The 16,560-nt window shown below is 69.6% G+C and carries 18 protein-coding genes and 1 pseudogene; 5 read left to right on the forward strand and 14 right to left on the reverse strand.

All coding sequences use genetic code 11. The features are described 5' to 3' along the window. Together I0Q12_RS01040 and I0Q12_RS01045 are read left to right on the forward strand one after the other, a co-directional pair. Positions 1 to 3,669, forward strand: a 3,669-nt coding sequence (locus I0Q12_RS01040; RefSeq protein WP_197250190.1) for a non-ribosomal peptide synthetase, incomplete at its 5' end; no start/stop codon positions are given. Positions 3,670 to 3,746: 77 nt separating this feature from the next. Further along, positions 3,747 to 5,288, forward strand: coding sequence for a carboxylesterase/lipase family protein (locus I0Q12_RS01045; protein ID WP_197250191.1), 1,542 nt, complete (start codon positions 3,747 to 3,749; stop codon positions 5,286 to 5,288). Between the two features lie 9 nt (positions 5,289 to 5,297). Here the strand turns inward: I0Q12_RS01045 and I0Q12_RS01050 are convergent, their stop codons facing one another. From I0Q12_RS01050 to I0Q12_RS01105, 13 genes are all read right to left on the reverse strand, one after another. Next, positions 5,298 to 5,483, reverse strand: coding sequence for a rubredoxin (locus I0Q12_RS01050; protein ID WP_197250192.1), 186 nt, complete (start codon positions 5,481 to 5,483; stop codon positions 5,298 to 5,300). Position 5,484: 1 nt separating this feature from the next. Further along, complete coding sequence (locus I0Q12_RS01055) at positions 5,485 to 5,652, reverse strand: rubredoxin (RefSeq protein ID WP_197250193.1); 168 nt, start codon at positions 5,650 to 5,652, stop codon at positions 5,485 to 5,487. After that, positions 5,652 to 6,878 carry an alkane 1-monooxygenase gene (locus I0Q12_RS01060; RefSeq protein WP_197250194.1) on the reverse strand — a complete coding sequence of 409 codons (1,227 nt, stop codon included), beginning with the start codon at positions 6,876 to 6,878 and terminating at the stop codon, positions 5,652 to 5,654. The genes I0Q12_RS01055 and I0Q12_RS01060 overlap by 1 nt, the downstream gene beginning before the upstream one ends. A 186-nt stretch (positions 6,879 to 7,064) precedes the next feature. Beyond that, entirely contained in the window at positions 7,065 to 7,349 is a 285-nt protein-coding gene (locus I0Q12_RS01065; RefSeq protein ID WP_197250195.1) for a GNAT family N-acetyltransferase, read from the reverse strand. Between the two features lie 4 nt (positions 7,350 to 7,353). Beyond that, positions 7,354 to 7,995, reverse strand: a complete 642-nt coding sequence (locus I0Q12_RS01070) for a hypothetical protein (RefSeq protein WP_197250196.1) — start codon at positions 7,993 to 7,995, stop codon at positions 7,354 to 7,356. A gap of 20 nt (positions 7,996 to 8,015) precedes the next feature. Continuing rightward, on the reverse strand, positions 8,016 to 9,305 hold the full coding sequence (locus tag I0Q12_RS01075; protein WP_197250197.1) for a DUF4185 domain-containing protein: 1,290 nt from the start codon (positions 9,303 to 9,305) through the stop codon (positions 8,016 to 8,018). A 104-nt stretch (positions 9,306 to 9,409) separates the two neighbouring features. Further along, entirely contained in the window at positions 9,410 to 9,925 is a 516-nt protein-coding gene (locus tag I0Q12_RS01080; RefSeq protein ID WP_197250198.1) for a hypothetical protein, read from the reverse strand. Between the two features lie 9 nt (positions 9,926 to 9,934). Then, on the reverse strand, positions 9,935 to 10,582 hold the full coding sequence (locus I0Q12_RS01085) for a Type 1 glutamine amidotransferase-like domain-containing protein (protein WP_197250199.1): 648 nt from the start codon (positions 10,580 to 10,582) through the stop codon (positions 9,935 to 9,937). A 10-nt stretch (positions 10,583 to 10,592) separates the two neighbouring features. Next, the gene (locus tag I0Q12_RS31640) at positions 10,593 to 11,435 is read right to left on the reverse strand and encodes a maleylpyruvate isomerase family mycothiol-dependent enzyme (protein WP_231609792.1); all 843 of its coding nucleotides are present in this window, start codon (positions 11,433 to 11,435) and stop codon (positions 10,593 to 10,595) included. Beyond that, the gene (locus I0Q12_RS31645; RefSeq protein WP_248675928.1) at positions 11,432 to 11,872 is read right to left on the reverse strand and encodes an HIT domain-containing protein; all 441 of its coding nucleotides are present in this window, start codon (positions 11,870 to 11,872) and stop codon (positions 11,432 to 11,434) included. Before I0Q12_RS31645 ends, I0Q12_RS31640 begins: the two co-directional genes overlap by 4 nt. Positions 11,873 to 11,877: 5 nt before the next feature. Beyond that, positions 11,878 to 12,621 (reverse strand): NAD-dependent deacylase, encoded by a 744-nt coding sequence (locus tag I0Q12_RS01095; protein WP_231609793.1) that lies wholly within the window; start codon positions 12,619 to 12,621, stop codon positions 11,878 to 11,880. Beyond that, positions 12,618 to 12,794, reverse strand: a complete 177-nt coding sequence (locus tag I0Q12_RS01100) for a hypothetical protein (protein WP_197250201.1) — start codon at positions 12,792 to 12,794, stop codon at positions 12,618 to 12,620. The genes I0Q12_RS01095 and I0Q12_RS01100 overlap by 4 nt, the downstream gene beginning before the upstream one ends. Continuing rightward, the gene (locus tag I0Q12_RS01105; RefSeq protein WP_197250202.1) at positions 12,791 to 13,156 is read right to left on the reverse strand and encodes a DUF488 domain-containing protein; all 366 of its coding nucleotides are present in this window, start codon (positions 13,154 to 13,156) and stop codon (positions 12,791 to 12,793) included. Before I0Q12_RS01105 ends, I0Q12_RS01100 begins: the two co-directional genes overlap by 4 nt. 260 nt (positions 13,157 to 13,416) lie before the next feature. Between I0Q12_RS01105 and I0Q12_RS01110 the strand changes: the two genes are divergently transcribed. From I0Q12_RS01110 to I0Q12_RS01120, 3 genes are read left to right on the forward strand one after another with little or no spacing between them, the layout of a single operon-like run. After that, positions 13,417 to 14,529, forward strand: coding sequence for a Re/Si-specific NAD(P)(+) transhydrogenase subunit alpha (locus I0Q12_RS01110; RefSeq protein WP_374068498.1), 1,113 nt, complete (start codon positions 13,417 to 13,419; stop codon positions 14,527 to 14,529). Next, a complete protein-coding gene (locus tag I0Q12_RS01115; protein ID WP_197250204.1) occupies positions 14,530 to 14,868 on the forward strand; it encodes an NAD(P) transhydrogenase subunit alpha in 339 nt (112 codons plus the stop codon). Then, on the forward strand, positions 14,865 to 16,295 hold the full coding sequence (locus I0Q12_RS01120; protein WP_197250205.1) for an NAD(P)(+) transhydrogenase (Re/Si-specific) subunit beta: 1,431 nt from the start codon (positions 14,865 to 14,867) through the stop codon (positions 16,293 to 16,295). The genes I0Q12_RS01115 and I0Q12_RS01120 overlap by 4 nt, the downstream gene beginning before the upstream one ends. A gap of 13 nt (positions 16,296 to 16,308) precedes the next feature. On the opposite strand, the pseudogene I0Q12_RS01125 reads toward I0Q12_RS01120, so the two are convergent. Next, positions 16,309 to 16,560: pseudogene (locus tag I0Q12_RS01125) on the reverse strand (MFS transporter); the annotation flags it as partial.

The following is a 16,560-nucleotide window of genomic DNA, read 5'->3' on the forward strand; positions in this document are numbered from 1 at the left end:
GCCGCCACCCGCGCCGCGATCGACGCCACGGCCGAGCGACACGGTGCGACACCGTTCATGGTCGTGCACGCCGCGCTGGCGCTGCTGCTGTCCCGGCTGTCCGGCTCCACCGACATCGCCATCGGGACCCCGTCGGCGGGCCGCGGTCACCCGGTCCTCGACGATCTCGTCGGCATGTTCGTCAACACGGTCGTGCTGCGCACCGAGATCGACCCCGCCGAGTCGTTCACCGCGTTCCTGTCCCGGGTCCGGGACATCGACCTCGGCGCACAGGCGAACTCGGAGATCCCGTTCGAGCGGCTCGTCGAAGTGCTCGAGCCCGAGCGGTCACCGGGGCGGCATCCCCTGTTCCAGGTGGCGCTGGCCTACCAGAACTTCGCCCGGCAGGAGCTCACGCTGCCGGACCTGACCGTCGCCGAATTCCCCGTCGAGACGCACCTGTCGAAGTTCGACCTGGAGTTCGCGATCGGAGAGGCCGCCGACGACACCGGCGCACTGTCCCTCGGGATCGGCTACGCCACCGACCTGTTCGACGCGGCGACCGTCGAGGTGCTGGCCGAGCGGCTCGTGCGGATCCTCGACGCCGTCACCCGGGTCCCGGACACGGCGGTCGGCGACGTCGAGATCCTCTCGCCCGACGAGCGGGCCGGGGTGCTCGCGTCGGGCCGGCGGATCGGATCGCGGCCGCAGACGCTGCCGGAGCTGCTCGACGCGGCCGCCGCCGACCCGACCGCGGTCGCGGTGGTGAGCGGCGACACCGCGCTGACCTACGCCGACGTCGACGCCGCTGCGCGCCGGTGGGCGCGGATCCTGCGGGAACACGGCGTCGGCCGAGGCGATCTCGTGCTCGTCGCGGTGCCCCGGTCCACCGAATCGATCCTCGCGATGTGGGCGGTCGCGCGGAGCGGCGCCGGGTTCGTCCCCGTCGACGTCGACTATCCCGCGGACCGGCTCGCGCACATGGTCACCGATTCCGGTGCGCGGGTGGGTCTGACCCTGGCCGAGCACCGTCCGGCGCTGCCGGAGGGGCCGCACTGGCTCGCGCTCGACGACGAGGACGAAACAAGGTCCGCTGCAACCGATTCCGATATCGAACCGGACGAGTTCCCCCGGGTGCGTCCGGACGACGTCGCCTACGTGATCTACACCTCCGGTTCGACCGGCACCCCGAAGGGCGTGACCGTCACCCACACCGGTCTCTACAACCTGTGTGTGGAGGTCCGCGAACGGTACCGGCTCGATGCGCGGTCCCGGGTGCTGCACGTCGCCTCGCCGAGCTTCGACGCGTCCGTCCTCGAGCAGGTCTTCGCGCTGTCGGCCGCCGCGACCGTCGTCGTCGCGCCCGCGCACGCGTACGGCGGCGCCGCGCTCGCCGCGCTGATGCGGGACCGGGCCGTCACCCACGCGTTCCTCACCCCGTCGGTCGCCGCCACCGTCGACCCGGACGATCTCGACGACTGCCGGGTTCTCGTCACCGGTGGGGAAGCGGTGACCGGCGACGTGGTCCGGCGATGGTCGACCGGTGGACGCGCCGTGTTCAACGCGTACGGACCCACCGAGGCGACGATCATGACGCACACCGCCGGTCCGCTGTCGCCGGATGTTCCTGTGGCACTGGGTCATCCGGTTCGCGGAGCCGGACATCTGGTGCTCGATTCGCGACTGCGGCCGGTGCCGGCCGGTGTTCCCGGCGAGCTGTATCTCCTCGGTGACGCGCTGGCGCGTGGCTACCACCGGCGGCCCGCGCTCACCGCGGACCGGTTCGTCGCCAATCCCCACGGCGGGTGGGGCGAGCGCATGTACCGCACCGGGGACGTGGTGAGCCGCACCGCCACCGGAGAACTCGTCTACCACGGACGCGCCGACTTCCAGATCAAGATCCACGGGCTGCGTATCGAACTCGGAGAGATCGACGCCGCGCTCCGGGCCGACGACTCGGTCGCCGCGGCGGTGACGGTGGGACGGGACACGGCACCGCGACTCGTCTCCTACGTCGTACCGGCCGCCGAGACCGTCCTCGACGAGCAGGAGCTGCTGCGCACCGTCGCCTCCCGCCTGCCCGCACACATGGTGCCGGCGGCGATCGTGGTGCTCGACGAGCTGCCGCTCACCCCGTCGGGCAAGCTGGACCGGCGGGCACTGCCGGTGCCGTCGGTGGCGGCGCGTCCGTTCCGGGCCCCGTCGACCCGGTACGAGCAGGGCGTCGCCGAGATCTACGCCCGGCTGCTCGGCGTCGAACAGGTCGGTGCGGACGACGACTTCTTCGAACTCGGCGGGCACTCGCTGCTGATCCTGTCGCTGGCCGCCGCGGTGACCGAGCGCTTCGGCATCGAGGTCACGGTGCCGCAGCTGTTCGAGCACGCACCGGTCTACAAGCTGGCCCGGCTGATCGAGGCCGGAGCTCAGGAGGCCGCGCCCACCGCCGAGTGGGAGGGCGATCTCGAACTCGCCGCGGACATCGTCCCGGACGGGATCCCGGCGGCGCGACCGGACGGCCGCCGCGTCCTGCTGACCGGAGCCACCGGTTTCCTCGGCCGCTACCTGCTGCGGGATCTGCTCTCGCACAGCGGCATGCGCGTGTGGTGCCTGGTGCGGACGGCCTCCGAGGAGGAGGGTCTCGACCGCATCGAGGCGGGGATGCGCGCGTTCGGTTTGTGGCGCGAGTACTACCGGGGCCGGATCGTGGTGGTGCCGGGCGACCTGGCGCAGCCGCGATTCGGGCTGTCCGACACCGAGTTCGACGATCTCGCCCGCGGCGTGGACTTCATCGTGCACAATGGCGCCCGCGTCAATCACATCGAGCCGTACAGCAGGATGCGGGCGGCGAACGTGTCCGGCACCGAGGAGATCCTCCGTCTCGCCGTCACCGGGACGGTCAAGCCCGTGCACTTCGTCTCCACCGGGTCGGTGCTCACCGACACCGCCGCGCCCGCGTCCGAGGACGGCACACCGCGGCTGGTGGGCGAGGGCGACCGGCTTCCGGGCGAGCGGGTCATGGAGTCGGGCTATGTGCGCAGCAAGTGGGTGGCCGAGGAACTCGTCGCCGTCGCGCGGCGCCGCGGCATCCCCGTCTCGATCTACCGGCCGGGTCTGATCAGCGGCGACACCGTGTCCGGGGCGGCCGGAACCGACGACGCGTTCTGGAACGTGGTGCGGGCGATGGTGGCGCTGCGGATGGTGCCGGAGTCGGCGGTCGGCTCGGTCGCGCTCGTCCCCGTCACGTACGTCGCGTCGGCGCTGGTCGCGCTCGCGCTCGATCCGTCGACCGTGGGCGGGAACTTCCACCTCGTCAACCGGCGCCGCGTCGCCGCGGAGGACATCGTGGCGCGGTTGCGGGCACACGGCTTCACGCTGCGGCCGGTGACCGACGAGGTGTTCGCGTCGACGCTGATCGAGATGTCGCAGACGCTGGCCGAGCGCGGCGACGACAGCCTCACCCGCGCGGTGCTGGTTGCCGGCGAGTTCGCGCAGGGCCTGTCCGAGGCGGAGGACTTCGACGACGAGAACGCGCGCCGTGCGCTCGCGGACTCCGGCATCGAGTGCCCGGTGGTCGACGACGAGGTGCTCGCCTGGTACGTGACCTACTTCGCGCACATCGGCTTCCTCGTGCCCCTCTCCGACGAGGTGCTGCCCGACCAACCGGTCGAGCCGGAGGCGGTCGTCGACTAGAAGCGACCACCGGTCTCCGCACCGAGCGTGCAGACAGTTGGTACCTTGGCGACAGTCGCCGGGAAACGGGAGGTCACGTGGAACCCGAGACACTCACGATCGACTGCAAGTACGGTTCGGCCCGCGGGTACCGGGACGGATCGGTGTTCGTGTGGAAGGGACTTCCGTATGCGGCGCCGACCGGGGGCGACCTGCGTTTCCGTGCCCCCGAGCCGCCGGAACCGTGGGCCGGGGTCCGCGACTGCCGCGACTTCGGGCCGATCGCGCCGCAGGGCCGCGACAATCCGATCCCGGTCGATCCCGGCCAGACGATCGGGGAGGACTGCCTCTCGCTGAACATCTGGGCGCCCGAACCGGACGGCGAGCCCCGCCCGGTGATGGTGTGGATCCACGGCGGCGCCTACATCCTCGGCTATTCCGGGCAGAAGATCTACGACGGCCGCCGGCTCTGCGAGTCCGGCGACGTCGTGGTCGTGACGCTCAACTACCGGCTGGGCGCACTCGGGTTCCTCGACCTGTCGTCGTTCTCGACGGCGGACTCGACGTTCGAATCGAACCTGGGGCTGCGCGACCAGATCGCGGCCCTGGAATGGGTACGCGACTGCATCTCGGCGTTCGGGGGCGACCCGGCGCGGGTGACGGTCTTCGGGGAATCGTCGGGCGGATGCTCGATCACGACGCTGATGACGGTGCCGCGCGCCGAGGGACTGTTCCACGCGGCGATCGCCCAGTCGCCGCCGGCGACGTCGGCGTACGGCCGCGAGCGTGCGGCCACCGTCGCCGAACGGTTCCTGGAGGTCCTCGACATTCCGACGTCCCGGGTGGCGAAGCTGCGCGACCTGCCGCACGAACAGCTCACCGCGGCCGGGGACGTGCTGGCCCGCGAGATCCCGATGAAGGTGCCGGGCACTCTGGCGCTGGCACCGGTCGTCGACCGGGACCTGGTGCCGAAGTATCCGGTGGCGGCGTTCCAGAAGGGTCTGTCGCACCGGATCCCGCTGATCATCGGATCGAACCGGGACGAGCCGTCGATCTTCCGGTGGATGAAGTCCCCGCTGATGCCGATCGACGACGCCGCGGTGCAGGCCATGTTCGCTGCCCTCGCCGCGGACGGGGCGGACCTGCCGCCCGAACGGGTCCGGGAGATCCTCGCGGCCTATCCGGCCGAGACGAAACCGAGTGGCGCGATGGCACTTTCGCGGGATGCAGGGTTCCGGATGCCGGTGTTGTGGATCGCCGACGCGCACAGCACCCATTCACCGACCTGGGTGTACCGCTTCGACCACGCGACGCCGGCGCTCCGCGCGGCCCGCATCGGGGCGGGACACGCCACCGAACTGCCGTATGTCTTCGGCAATTTCGGCACACTCGGCCGCGACCCGACGTTCTGGCTCGGTGGGCGGAAGGCTGCGACCGAGCTGTCCGGCCGGATCCGGCGACGCTGGACGGCGTTCGCGCACCACGGCGTGCCCGCCGCGCTCGACGGGTCCCGGCACTGGGCGCCGTACACGGCCGAGACCCGCATGACCCTCGTGCTCGACGGCACCGATTCCGTCGTCCCCGATCCGGACGGGCATCTGCGGGAGATGTGGGGCGACCGGGTGATGGGTTTCAGTTAGCGGTTTCGGTCAGCGCCGAACGATCTCGACCATTTCGAAGTCCGCCTTGGCGGCACCGCAGTCCGGGCACGACCAGTCGTCGGGAATGTCATCCCAGCGGGTGCCCGGCTCGATGCCCTCGTCGGGCCAGCCGGCTGCCTCGTCGTACTCGAAACCGCAGACGAGGCAACGGAACAGCCGGTAGTCGGTAGCCATGTCAGGTGCCTTTCGGTTCGAAATCGATCTTCTCGCGGACTCCGCAGTCGGGGCAGCACCAGTCGTCGGGCACCGCCGCCCACGCGGTGCCGGCCGGGAATCCCTCGCGCGGTGCGCCGGTAGCCTCGTCGTAGACGTAGTTGCACACCGGGCATTCGTACGCGGCCATCAGCCGGTCTGCCCGTATCGGGCGAGGATCTTCTCGCGCTTGCTCGGCTGGATGTTCACGCGGGACAGATCGCCGTCGTAGTGGTCGAGGACCCGATGGTCCATCACCTTGCGCCACAAGGGCGGGAAGTAGGTCAGGCCGACCATGCTCGCGTAGCCGCTGGGCAGATTCGGGGCGCCGTCCATGCTGCGCAGCGTCTGGTAGCGGCGGGTCGGGTTCGCGTGATGATCGCTGTGACGCTGCAGGTGGTACAGGAAGATGTTGGTCACGATGTGATCGGAGTTCCAGCTGTGTTCGGGCGTGCACCGTTCGTAGCGGCCGGATTCGGTGCGGCGGCGGAGCAGTCCGTAGTGCTCGAGGTAGTTCACCGATTCGAGCAGGGAGAAGCCGTAGACGGCCTGGATGATCAGGAACGGCAGCACCGCCGGCCCGAACACGACGACCAGCACGGTGAACAGCGCCACCGACAGCAGCCACGCGGACAGGACGTCGTTGCGGAAGGTCCACGGACCCTTGCCGAGTCGCTCGAGCCGCGTCTTCTCGAGGTGCCACGACGACTTCAGTCCACCCCACACGCTGCGCGGCAGGAACGACCAGAACGACTCGCCGAAACGGGCGCTCGCCGGATCCTCGGGTGTCGACACCCGGACGTGGTGGCCGCGGTTGTGCTCGATGTAGAAGTGGCCGTAGAAGGTCTGCGCCAGGGCGATTCTCGACAGCCGGCGTTCGAGCTGCTCCTTCTTGTGGCCGAGTTCGTGGGCGGTGTTGATGCCGACGCCGCCCATCACGCCGATGCTGATCGCCAGCCCGATCTTCGACACGAGGCCGAGGCCGCCGTCGAGCCCGAGCCATCCGAGTTCCTGCGCCGACCACAGGTAGCACGCGAAGACGAGGCTGAGGATCTGGAACGGGATGTAGGCGTAGGTGCAGTACCGGTAGTAGCGGTCGGCGGCGAGACGTTCCATGACCTCGTCGGGCGGGTTCTGGCCGTCCGGGCCGAAGAAGCGGTCCAGGATCGGCAGGATCACGTAGACCAGCAGGGGGCCGATCCACCACCACACGGGAGCCACGGCGCTCCAGCCGAGTTGTCCGAACGCCCACACGAGGGCGGTCGCGACGAAGATCGCGGTGGGCGGGACCAGTCCGAGCAGCCACAGATATCGCTTGCGGTCGCGCCACTGCTGCGCAGCTGCCGGCTGCGGCCGGTCGATGTCGCGTGTCGTCACCGTCTTCTCCTCCGTATGACGTGGATCACCCTGTGGTGGACGTTACGCGCGACACCATCCACTGTCTAGACATATGGAGCGATTTGTAAATCTTCACCGATCGCGTACACGAAAACGTCAGCCGCCCACGTTTCGGACGTGGGCGGCTGACGTTTGCGTCTGCGGTTGTGTGCCTGACCGGACCGATCAGTTGCGGTACTCGGGATGCTCGGAGACGAACTTCGCGACGTAGGAGCACGAGGTCCCGATCTTCAGACCCTCGGCGCGGGTCGCGTCCAGCGCCTGGCGGACGACGTCACCGGCGACGCCCTGACCGCGGAACTCCGGCTCGGTGACCGTGTGGTCGAAGTCGCGCACGTCGCCGACCTGCGTGTAGTCGGCGTAGCCGGCGAGCGCGTCACCGATGTAGAGAGCGAATCGCGACTGCTCGGGAAGATGCTCGACGCGACGATTGTCGTTGTTCTGGCTCATGAATTCACCCTACCGACCGGGCGCTCTTCGCGACCGCGAGGACCGCGGGGGAGGTGCGCCCCGGCCACGTGCCGGTGAGGACGCCGCCCGGCCGGGCTGGTCCGTCCTGCTCATCGAGTACGCGCAGCACCTCGATCTCGACGTCGCCCGCCGACACCGTGGTCGTCGTCGAGTCGCTCGTGTGGGTGATCCGGCCGAGAGCCGGTACCGGTGCCTCGGGGGATCCGCTGCCGGCCACCTGCACCGGGGCGTCGATGGTCGCGCCGGTCGTGGCATCGAAGAGTTCGGCCGCGCCGCCGCCGGTCGCGATCGTGGTGACCAGCGCGGCGACGTACACCGGGTCGGCGCACGCGTCGTACACCCAGCGGGTCCCGAGCACGGTGTGCTCCATCATGCCGACCAGCGAGTCCTCGGCGCCGTCGAGCGGGGCGGCGCGATAGGTCAACGGGACCTGCAGGATTCGCCCGTCCCCGGTGCGCAGCAGGTGGGTTTCGACGCCGACCTCGCCGTCGGGGTCGTCGAAGCGGAACCCGCCGATCCGGTCGAGGTCGGTCGCGCCGGCGGCCCACGGCTGCGATGGCACCCATGCCGCAAGGACCTCGGCCTTCGTCGGCGACAACCGGGCGTTCTGATGGATGATTGCCATGGTCGAGACGATACGTGCGGTCACGCCGGCGGCGGCGGTGCCACCGGCTTCGGCAGCTTCGCGGCCTCGAGGTCGGTGCGCAGCAGCATCACGTTGTAGTCCGACCACGTGCTGGCCAGGTAGTACAGGTCCTTGCCCGACGACCACGGGTGGATGAACGCGCCGTACACGCTCGGCACGTCCCGGCTGCTCACCAGCACCTTCGGTTCGCTCCAGCCGGATTCGAGCGTTGCGGAGGTCCGCGCGACGATCGAGTTCGTCGCATCGGTGTATAGCGCCACGAACCCGCCGAGATGCTCGTTGTAGGCGACGGACAGTTCGCTGACCGGCCCAGGGATCACGACGCCCGCGGCCTTCGGGTCGGTCGGCACCCAGGCTCCGATGCCGTCCCAGTACTCGTAGGCGAGCGGGTCGAGCAGCGATTCCGGCCGCACCCGAGCCAGGTGGGCGGCGCCGTTGCGCCCCGACGGGGTGCCGAACTTGTAGATCCAGCCGTCGTGTTCGACGAACGCGCCCATCTGGAAGTTGGCGTTGCCGCTGACGGATTCGTTCAGACGTGCCGTGAGGGGGTGGACCGTCCAGGTCTCCCCGTTGTCCGTCGACGAGGCGAGCGCGGAGAAGTTCGTGTGCCACTCGCCGGGGGCACCCCAGCTGCGTACCGACATGAAATCGAGGTACTGGACCCCGCCGACGGCGATGCCGGCGGTGGGGATCGTGGTGATCTCGACGCCGTTGACCTTGCGGCTCTCGATCAGTTCGCGGGCGTGGTTCGGGCGATCCAGGGGAGCGCTGTCGATGCTCATGCCGTCGGACAGGTTCCGGTCGGTGCTGCGGAACAGGACGTTGCTGCGCCAATCGCCGACGAGTCCGCAGAACGGATTGCGATTGAACCCGAACGTGTCTCCGAAAGCCGCGAGGACCTGACCCTCGCCGTTGTCCCACATGATGCCGAGATCGGTGCCGAGTACGCCGAACCGGGGCACGGTGTCGTTGTCACCCATCAGTCCGGTCATGTGCGCGACCGCGGTCGTGGTGCCCTTCAGCTGGGGGAGGCGGCCGTCCTGCCCGTTGAGCCAGGGGATCGGGGTGACGCCGGGCTCGGAGCTGCCGGGCAGCGCGCTGCCGGTGCCGGGCAGTCTGCTCCCGGTGCCGGGCAGTGCACTGCCGGTCCCCGGCGCCGAGCTGCCGGTACCGCTGCCCGGTGGGCACGCGGCGTATGCGGTTCCGGTCCCGCCGAGCACGAGAACGCAGGTCGCGGCGAGGGTCACGGGCAGGGCGAGAGCCAGACGATGTCGCAGGGACGAGCGCATGGGACCTCCGGAGTGATGCCGCACAGTCGACGCCGTGCCAACGTAACAGCAGTCACATCAGTCACACATGTCACTTAGGTAACGACACGGTCGCGGGATTGCCCTCAAGGACGCGCTGTCGCCGGGGGATGAGTGGACCGCACCGCGTCGACGAACCGACGCTTCTCCGTGACGTACCGGTCCCGGAACCCGTCCTGATCGTCGATGCCGTCGCTCGACGCCGCGGTGAGGAACGCGAACGCCGACTCCGCCGCGGCGAGCACCGGATCCGGTGCCGTCAGCCGCATCTCGTTCACGATCGCGTCGAGATCGACGATGCCGCGTGCGATCGCCCGCAGACGCGGGTCCTCCGACTGCAGCGCCTCGTCGAGTTCGACATCGGCCAGCTCGGAGCGGTCGAGCTCGAAGAGATGATTGTGGACGTTGTCGGCGACCTGGAGAAACCGCACGTGCAGGGCACGATCGGTCGCGCGCAGCACCGGCGCGGGTGCCGGTTGCCGGGTCGCCTTCCGGCCACCGCGCGCGGCGACCACCCCGAGTACCACTCCGACGACGAGAGCGACCGGTGCCGCCCACCAGGGCGCAGTACCGGCGCTGAACAGATCCGACAGCGACTCCATCGTCGGATGTTAGCAGTGAGAAGTATCCGTTCCGTCCGATGTGTCCACAACGATCGTGTCGTCGTCGGTCAGAGCCCGGAACGCGATGCCGTTGCGCTTCAGGAGATCCACGGCGCGGCGGCTGCCGCCGTTGTCCAGCGGCGACCCGCCGACATGCGGCACGATCGCGAAATCCACCAGACCGAGGCCGTCCCACTGCGGGGCGATCCCGCACGTCGGCTCGACCTCGCCCGGGTCGTCGGAGAACTCGACGCCGCGCAGCGTCGGCGTCACCACGCACGCCCCGGCGCTGTACCCGGCGTACGCGAGCGCCCCGGACCGGACGAGGTCGGTGAGCACCGTGTCGCCGCCGGAGCGCGCGAGCTGGGCCCGCAACACGAACGTGTTGCCGCCGCGCACCCACACCACCCGGAACTCGGACAGCCTGGCGCGCAACGACTCCGGTGCGCCGACGTGGTCGCGCAGATCCACCTCGACCGGATCGAATCCGAGTTCCCGCAGCGGACCGAACTCGCTGTTCAGCGACGACTGCCGGGCCTGCGCGGGCCAGGAATCGGCGGCATTCGCGATCACCGCGAGCGGCCCGGGCGGACCGGTCACCCGCAGCAGCGCCGCCGGGTCGGCGCCGAAACGGTACGACGAGAGGAACAGGCGCATCGGGGAACGGTCAGATGGTGAACGCCAGATTGTCGACGATGCGCCGCCCGACCGTGGTGTCCCCGCCGAGGGTGATCTCGTCGAGGTGGTCGAACGCGCGGACACGTCCGCCGGCGAGCCGCGCGAACAGTCCCGAATCGAGGGTGATCGTGCTGGTCGCCTCGCCCGACAGCGCGGGAACGAGCGCGGCCCGTCCGTGGACCTCCACGTGCAGGGTGCGGGCGAGCGGGCCGGTCAGCTCGAACGTGATGCGGGAGCCGTCCGGGGCCTTGCCGAGCTTGCCGACGACATACGCCAGCGACCCGACGATCTCGGCGAACGCCAGCTCGGCGCGCGGACCGCCCTCGTCGCCGGGGATCCCGAGCGCGTCCCTGATGTCGAGTTCGTGCATCCAGCAATCGAATACGCGGATGCGCATGAAGCGCCCGTAGGTCGCCGGACCGGCCGGCGTCTGCGCGGGTGTGTCGAACCATTCCTGTGTCATCTTCGAGAGCTGGTCGCGCCGGCGCGCGACGATCTGCCGGTACCGCTCGAGGATGGCCGTGCCCGGTGTGCCGCGCATCGACTCCACCCACCGTTCGTTGAGCGCGCCGATCTCGTTGTGCACGTGACCGAGCGCGTGCACGTCGATGTCGACGTGCGGGGTCTCTTCACCCGCGAGGAGCGATTCGGTGCCGATCAGGTGCGCCACGATGTCCTTGACGGTCCAGCCCGGCAGCGTCGACGGGGTGAACCAGGTGTCCGTGTCGAGGTCGGCGATCAGATCGTCGATGACCGCGAACTGCTCGAACAGCAGCGAACGGATCTTCTCCACGGGAAATTCGGGGGTTTCGGGAGTCTGGTCGGTGCTCAACGGGGATCCTCTGCTTCCAATCGGTCCAGTCCGGCGCGGATCAGGGCTGCGATCGCGTCCGGGTCGTCGGGGCGGCGCCGGAGGAGCCCGGCCGCCAGGCGTACCTTGTCGCCGTTCCAGCGCGGCAACACGTGCAGGTGGGCGTGATCGACGGTCTGGAACGCGGCCCGGCCGTCGTTGAGCACCAGGTGGGCGCCGTCGGGTGTGAGGTCCGAGCGGGCCAGTGCCCGCGCCAGGCGCTGTCCGACGCGGAACATCGCCGCGCCGTCGTCCGGCGCGAGTTCCTCGAGCCGGGCCGCGTGGGCCCGGGGCACCACGAGGACGTGACCGCGCGAGATCGGCCGGATGTCGAGGAACGCGACGACCGTCTCGTCCTCGAACACCCGCCGCGCCGGTGCGGTACCGGCCACGATGTCGCAGAACACGCAGGCTCCCACGGTCGTCACTGTAACGCCGCCACCAGTGCGGGCAATCCGATCGCCGCGGTCGTGCGCCACACGTGGTCGACGCGGTCCGAGAGTTCCGTCGGCTCGGGCCCGATCTCGACGACCGGCACGCCGCGATCGCGGGCCAGCGCGGGCAACCCGGCGGCGGGGTACACCATCCCGGAGGTGCCGACGACGAGCAGCAGGTCGGCATCGGCGACGACCTCGGTCGCCGCGTCCCACGGTGCGCGGGGCAGCAGTTCGCCGAACCACACGACACCCGGACGGACCCGGCCCCCGCACCGGCTGCACGTCGGCGGCGTCAGCCGGGCCACCGGCTCGGCCGGCGGATCCGGAAGCTCGGCGGCGGCCTCGCAGTCGGCGCACCGCGGCGCGAACAGGCTGCCGTGCAGGTGCGCGCTGACGACACTGCCGGCGCGTTCGTGCAGATCGTCGACGTTCTGGGTGACGATGTGGACGTCCGTGTCGCGGGCCCAGTCGGCCAGCGCGAGATGGCCGGCGTTCGGTTCGACCTTCCGGACCAGCGCCACGCGCCACTGGTACCACGCCCACACCGTCTCCGCGTCGGCGTGCCACGCCTCGGGGGTCGCGAGGGCGGCGGCGTCGAACCGGGACCACAGGCCGGTCTGCGCGTCCCGGAAGGTCGGGACGCCGCTCTCGGCGGACATGCCGGCGCCGGTCAGGACGGCGACGCGGCGCGCGGCGCGGGCCAGGCCGAGAATCTCGGAGGGAACGCTCATTGCGGTGACGGTAGGGGATCGGTGTGCCCGGTGTCGCGCGGGTGACCGCAGCGTGGGCACTGCCCGGCCGTGCTCTCGAGGACGTGGTCGTCGAGGAACAGCCCACACTCCGGGCACACCCGATCGAGCCAGCACACCGGGTCCCCGCCGAGGTCGGGGTCGCGGGCCGTCACCGGGCCTCCCGCAGATGCTCGGCGAGGATCACGGCGCCGCTGTGGTCGAGATCGCGGGTCGCGGTGAGCAACACCAGGGGGCGTCCGTCGGCGAGGCGATCCAGCCGGGCGACGGCTTCGCGTCCGGCCTCCGTGGTCAGCTCGTGGAGGTAACGGGTGCGGAACTCCGAGAACAACGCGGCGTCGTGCGAGTACCACTTGCGCAGCTCTGCGGAGGGCGCGAGGTCCTTCGCCCAGTCGTCGTAGTGGAACGCGTCCTTGCGGAGCCCCCTCGGCCACAGACGGTCCACCAGGACACGGAACGCGTCCTCGTCTGCGGGGTGGTCGTAGACGCGTTCGACGTCGACTGTGCGACGTTCCATCGGCTCCTCCTCGGGCTTTGCATTCACCAGCGGTACGCTCGTACTGTGAAGTGAGCTGCATCACAATTCTCGCACTGCATCCTTGTTCGGACTCGATTCAGACAAAAGCAAGCGGTTGCAGTGTCGTCGCCACCACGGTAGGTCTGCTTTAGCTCATCAGGCCGGCGTGTACTGCCGTGGCCTCGATGTACGCAGCCCGCCGCTCTCGCGGTGAGGCCCTCATTCGAAGCAGGAGTCAGGGGAAGTTGGATACCGAAGGATTGAGCACGGGAAGAGAGGCACAGCGTCGTCCGACCGTCGGCGTCGTTCGCGAAACGAACGACGGTGAGCGTCGCGTCGCGCTGGTCCCGAAGATTGTTCCGTCTCTGATCGGCAAGGGTCTCGACGTCGTCGTCGAGGCCGGTGCCGGCGAGGCGGCACTGATTCCCGACGAGCTGTACGTCGAGGCCGGTGCCACGATCGGTGACGCCTGGACCGCGGACGTCGTGGTGAAGGTCGCGCCTCCGTCGGATGCGGAGGTCGCGCGGCTGCACTCGGGCCAGACCCTGATCGGGTTCCTGGCGCCGCGCAATGCGGAAAACCAGATCGGCGCGCTCGCTGCGGCCGGAGTGCAGGCGTTCGCCGTCGAGGCGATCCCGCGCATCTCGCGTGCCCAGGTGATGGACGCGCTGTCGTCGCAGGCGAACGTGTCCGGCTACAAGGCGGTGCTGGTCGCTGCGTCGGAGGCCACGCGCTACTTCCCGATGCTCACCACGGCCGCGGGCACCGTCAAGCCCGCGACCGTGCTGGTGCTCGGCGTCGGTGTCGCGGGTCTGCAGGCGCTGGCCACCGCCAAGCGTCTCGGTGGTCGCACCACCGGATACGACGTGCGCCCGGAGGTCGCCGATCAGGTGCGTTCGGTCGGTGCGCAGTGGCTCGATCTGGGGATCGACGCGGCCGGTGAGGGCGGCTACGCCCGCGAACTCACCGACGCCGAGCGCGCCCAGCAGCAGCAGGCTCTCGAGGAGGCCATCAAGGGCTTCGACGTGGTCATCACGACCGCGCTGGTGCCGGGCCGTCCGGCGCCGCGTCTGGTCACCGCTGCCGCGGTGAACGGCATGAAGCCCGGCTCGGTCGTGGTCGACCTCGCCGGCGAGACCGGCGGCAACTGCGAGCTGACCGAACCCGGACAGACCGTCGTCAAGCACGGCGTGACGATCTGCTCGCCGCTGAACCTGCCCGCGACGATGCCCGAGCACGCATCCGAGCTCTACTCGAAGAACGTCGCCGCCCTGCTCGAGCTGATGCTCGACGACAACGGCGCGCTGGCACCGGACTTCTCCGACGAGATCCTCGACGGCGCGTGCGTGACCCGCTCGAAGGAGAACGCGTAGATGTACACCGAACTGCTCGCGAACATCGCCATTCTGGTCCTTGCCGGATTCGTCGGGTTCGCCGTTATCTCCAAGGTCCCGAACACGCTGCACACGCCGCTGATGTCGGGCACCAACGCCATCCACGGCATCGTGGTGCTCGGTGCGCTCGTGGTGCTCGGGCACCTGCCCGGGGACGCCCCGTGGAGCATCAAGATCATCCTGTTCGTCGCGCTGGTGTTCGGCACCCTGAACGTGGTCGGCGGCTTCGTCGTCACCGACCGCATGCTCGCGATGTTCAAGCCCAAAAAGGACGTTGTGAAGGCGTCGGCGGAGTCGAAGGGAGCTGACGCCCGATGAGTTACCTGGTGACCATCCTGTACATCGTCGCGTTCGCGATGTTCATCTACGGTCTGATGGGCCTGACCGGCCCGAAGACCGCGGTCCGCGGCAACTACATCGCCGCGGCCGGCATGGCGATCGCCGTGATCGCGGTGCTCATCGACATCCGTGACACCGAGAACTGGGGTCTGATCGTCGGCGGCCTGGCCGTGGGTGTGATCCTGGGTGTGCCGCCGGCACTGAAGACCAAGATGACCGCGATGCCGCAGCTGGTCGCGCTGTTCAACGGCGTCGGTGGTGGCACCGTCGCGCTGATCGCGTGGGCCGAGTTCCTCGACTCGAACGGCTTCACGACCGTCGACGACGTGCCGTCGGTGCCGTTCATCGTCGGCTCGCTGTTCGCCGCGATCATCGGCTCGGTCTCGTTCTGGGGTTCGCTGGTGGCGTTCTCCAAGCTGCAGGAACTGCTGAACAAGAACTTCGAGAAGAAGGTCGTCGCGTCGGCGAAGCTGTTCCAGCTCGCCAACATCGTCCTGGCGGTCGCCGCGATCGCGATCGCGATCTACATCGGTCTGCAGGCGGACCCGGCCAACGCGCCGACCCCGGCGATCTGGATCGTCGCGCTGCTCGTCGTGGCCGGCCTGATGGGCCTGTTCGTGGTGCTCCCGATCGGCGGCGCCGACATGCCCGTCGTCATCTCGCTGCTCAACGCCCTGACCGGTCTGTCCGCGGCCGCCGCGGGTCTGGCGCTGAACAACCAGGCGATGATCGTCGCCGGCATGATCGTCGGCGCCTCGGGTTCGATCCTGACCAACCTCATGGCCAAGGCCATGAACCGCTCGATCCCGGCGATCGTGTTCGGTTCCTTCGGCGGCGACGGCGGTTCCGGCGGCGTGGTCTCCGCGTCCGGTGGCACCGTCAAGGCGACCTCCGCGGCGGATGCGGCGATCCAGATGGCCTACGCCAACCAGGTCATCGTGGTGCCCGGCTACGGTCTGGCCGTGGCGCAGGCGCAGCACGCCGTCAAGGAGATGGCCGAGCTGCTCGAGCAGCGTGGCGTCGAGGTCAAGTACGCCATCCACCCGGTCGCCGGTCGCATGCCGGGCCACATGAACGTGCTGCTCGCCGAGGCCGACGTCGCGTACGACGCGATGAAGGAGATGGACGACATCAACGGCGAGTTCAGCCGGACCGACGTCACCATCGTCATCGGCGCCAACGACGTCACCAACCCGGCCGCGCGTCTGGATTCGTCGAGCCCGATCTACGGCATGCCGATCCTGAACGTCGACCAGTCCAAGTCGGTGATCGTGCTCAAGCGGTCCATGTCCTCCGGCTATGCCGGCATCGACAACCCGCTGTTCACCGCGGATCAGACGTCGATGCTCTTCGGCGACGCGAAGAAGATGGTCGGCGAGGTCACCGAGGAACTCAAGGTCCTCTGACCCGCAGCCGCTTTCAGGGGCGCCCGCGCACATCTGCTGCGCGGGCGCCCTCGCGCACGTTCGGGGCCAGTGCCGACGCGGCCAGCACGCACGCCAGCGGCACCGCCATCGCCGCCGTCAGCGACGCCGCCTCCGACAACCAGCCGATGCACGCCGGACCTGCCAGGAAACCGATGTAGCCCATCCCGACGACCCGCGACATGTTCGCGCCCGGCGCGCCGGTCGTCATGTTCCCCGCGGCGGTGAACAACTGCGGAACCGCCCC

The organism is Rhodococcus sp. CX (assembly GCF_015865005.1).
In the GTDB taxonomy this organism is placed as follows: Bacteria; Actinomycetota; Actinomycetes; order Mycobacteriales; family Mycobacteriaceae; genus Rhodococcus.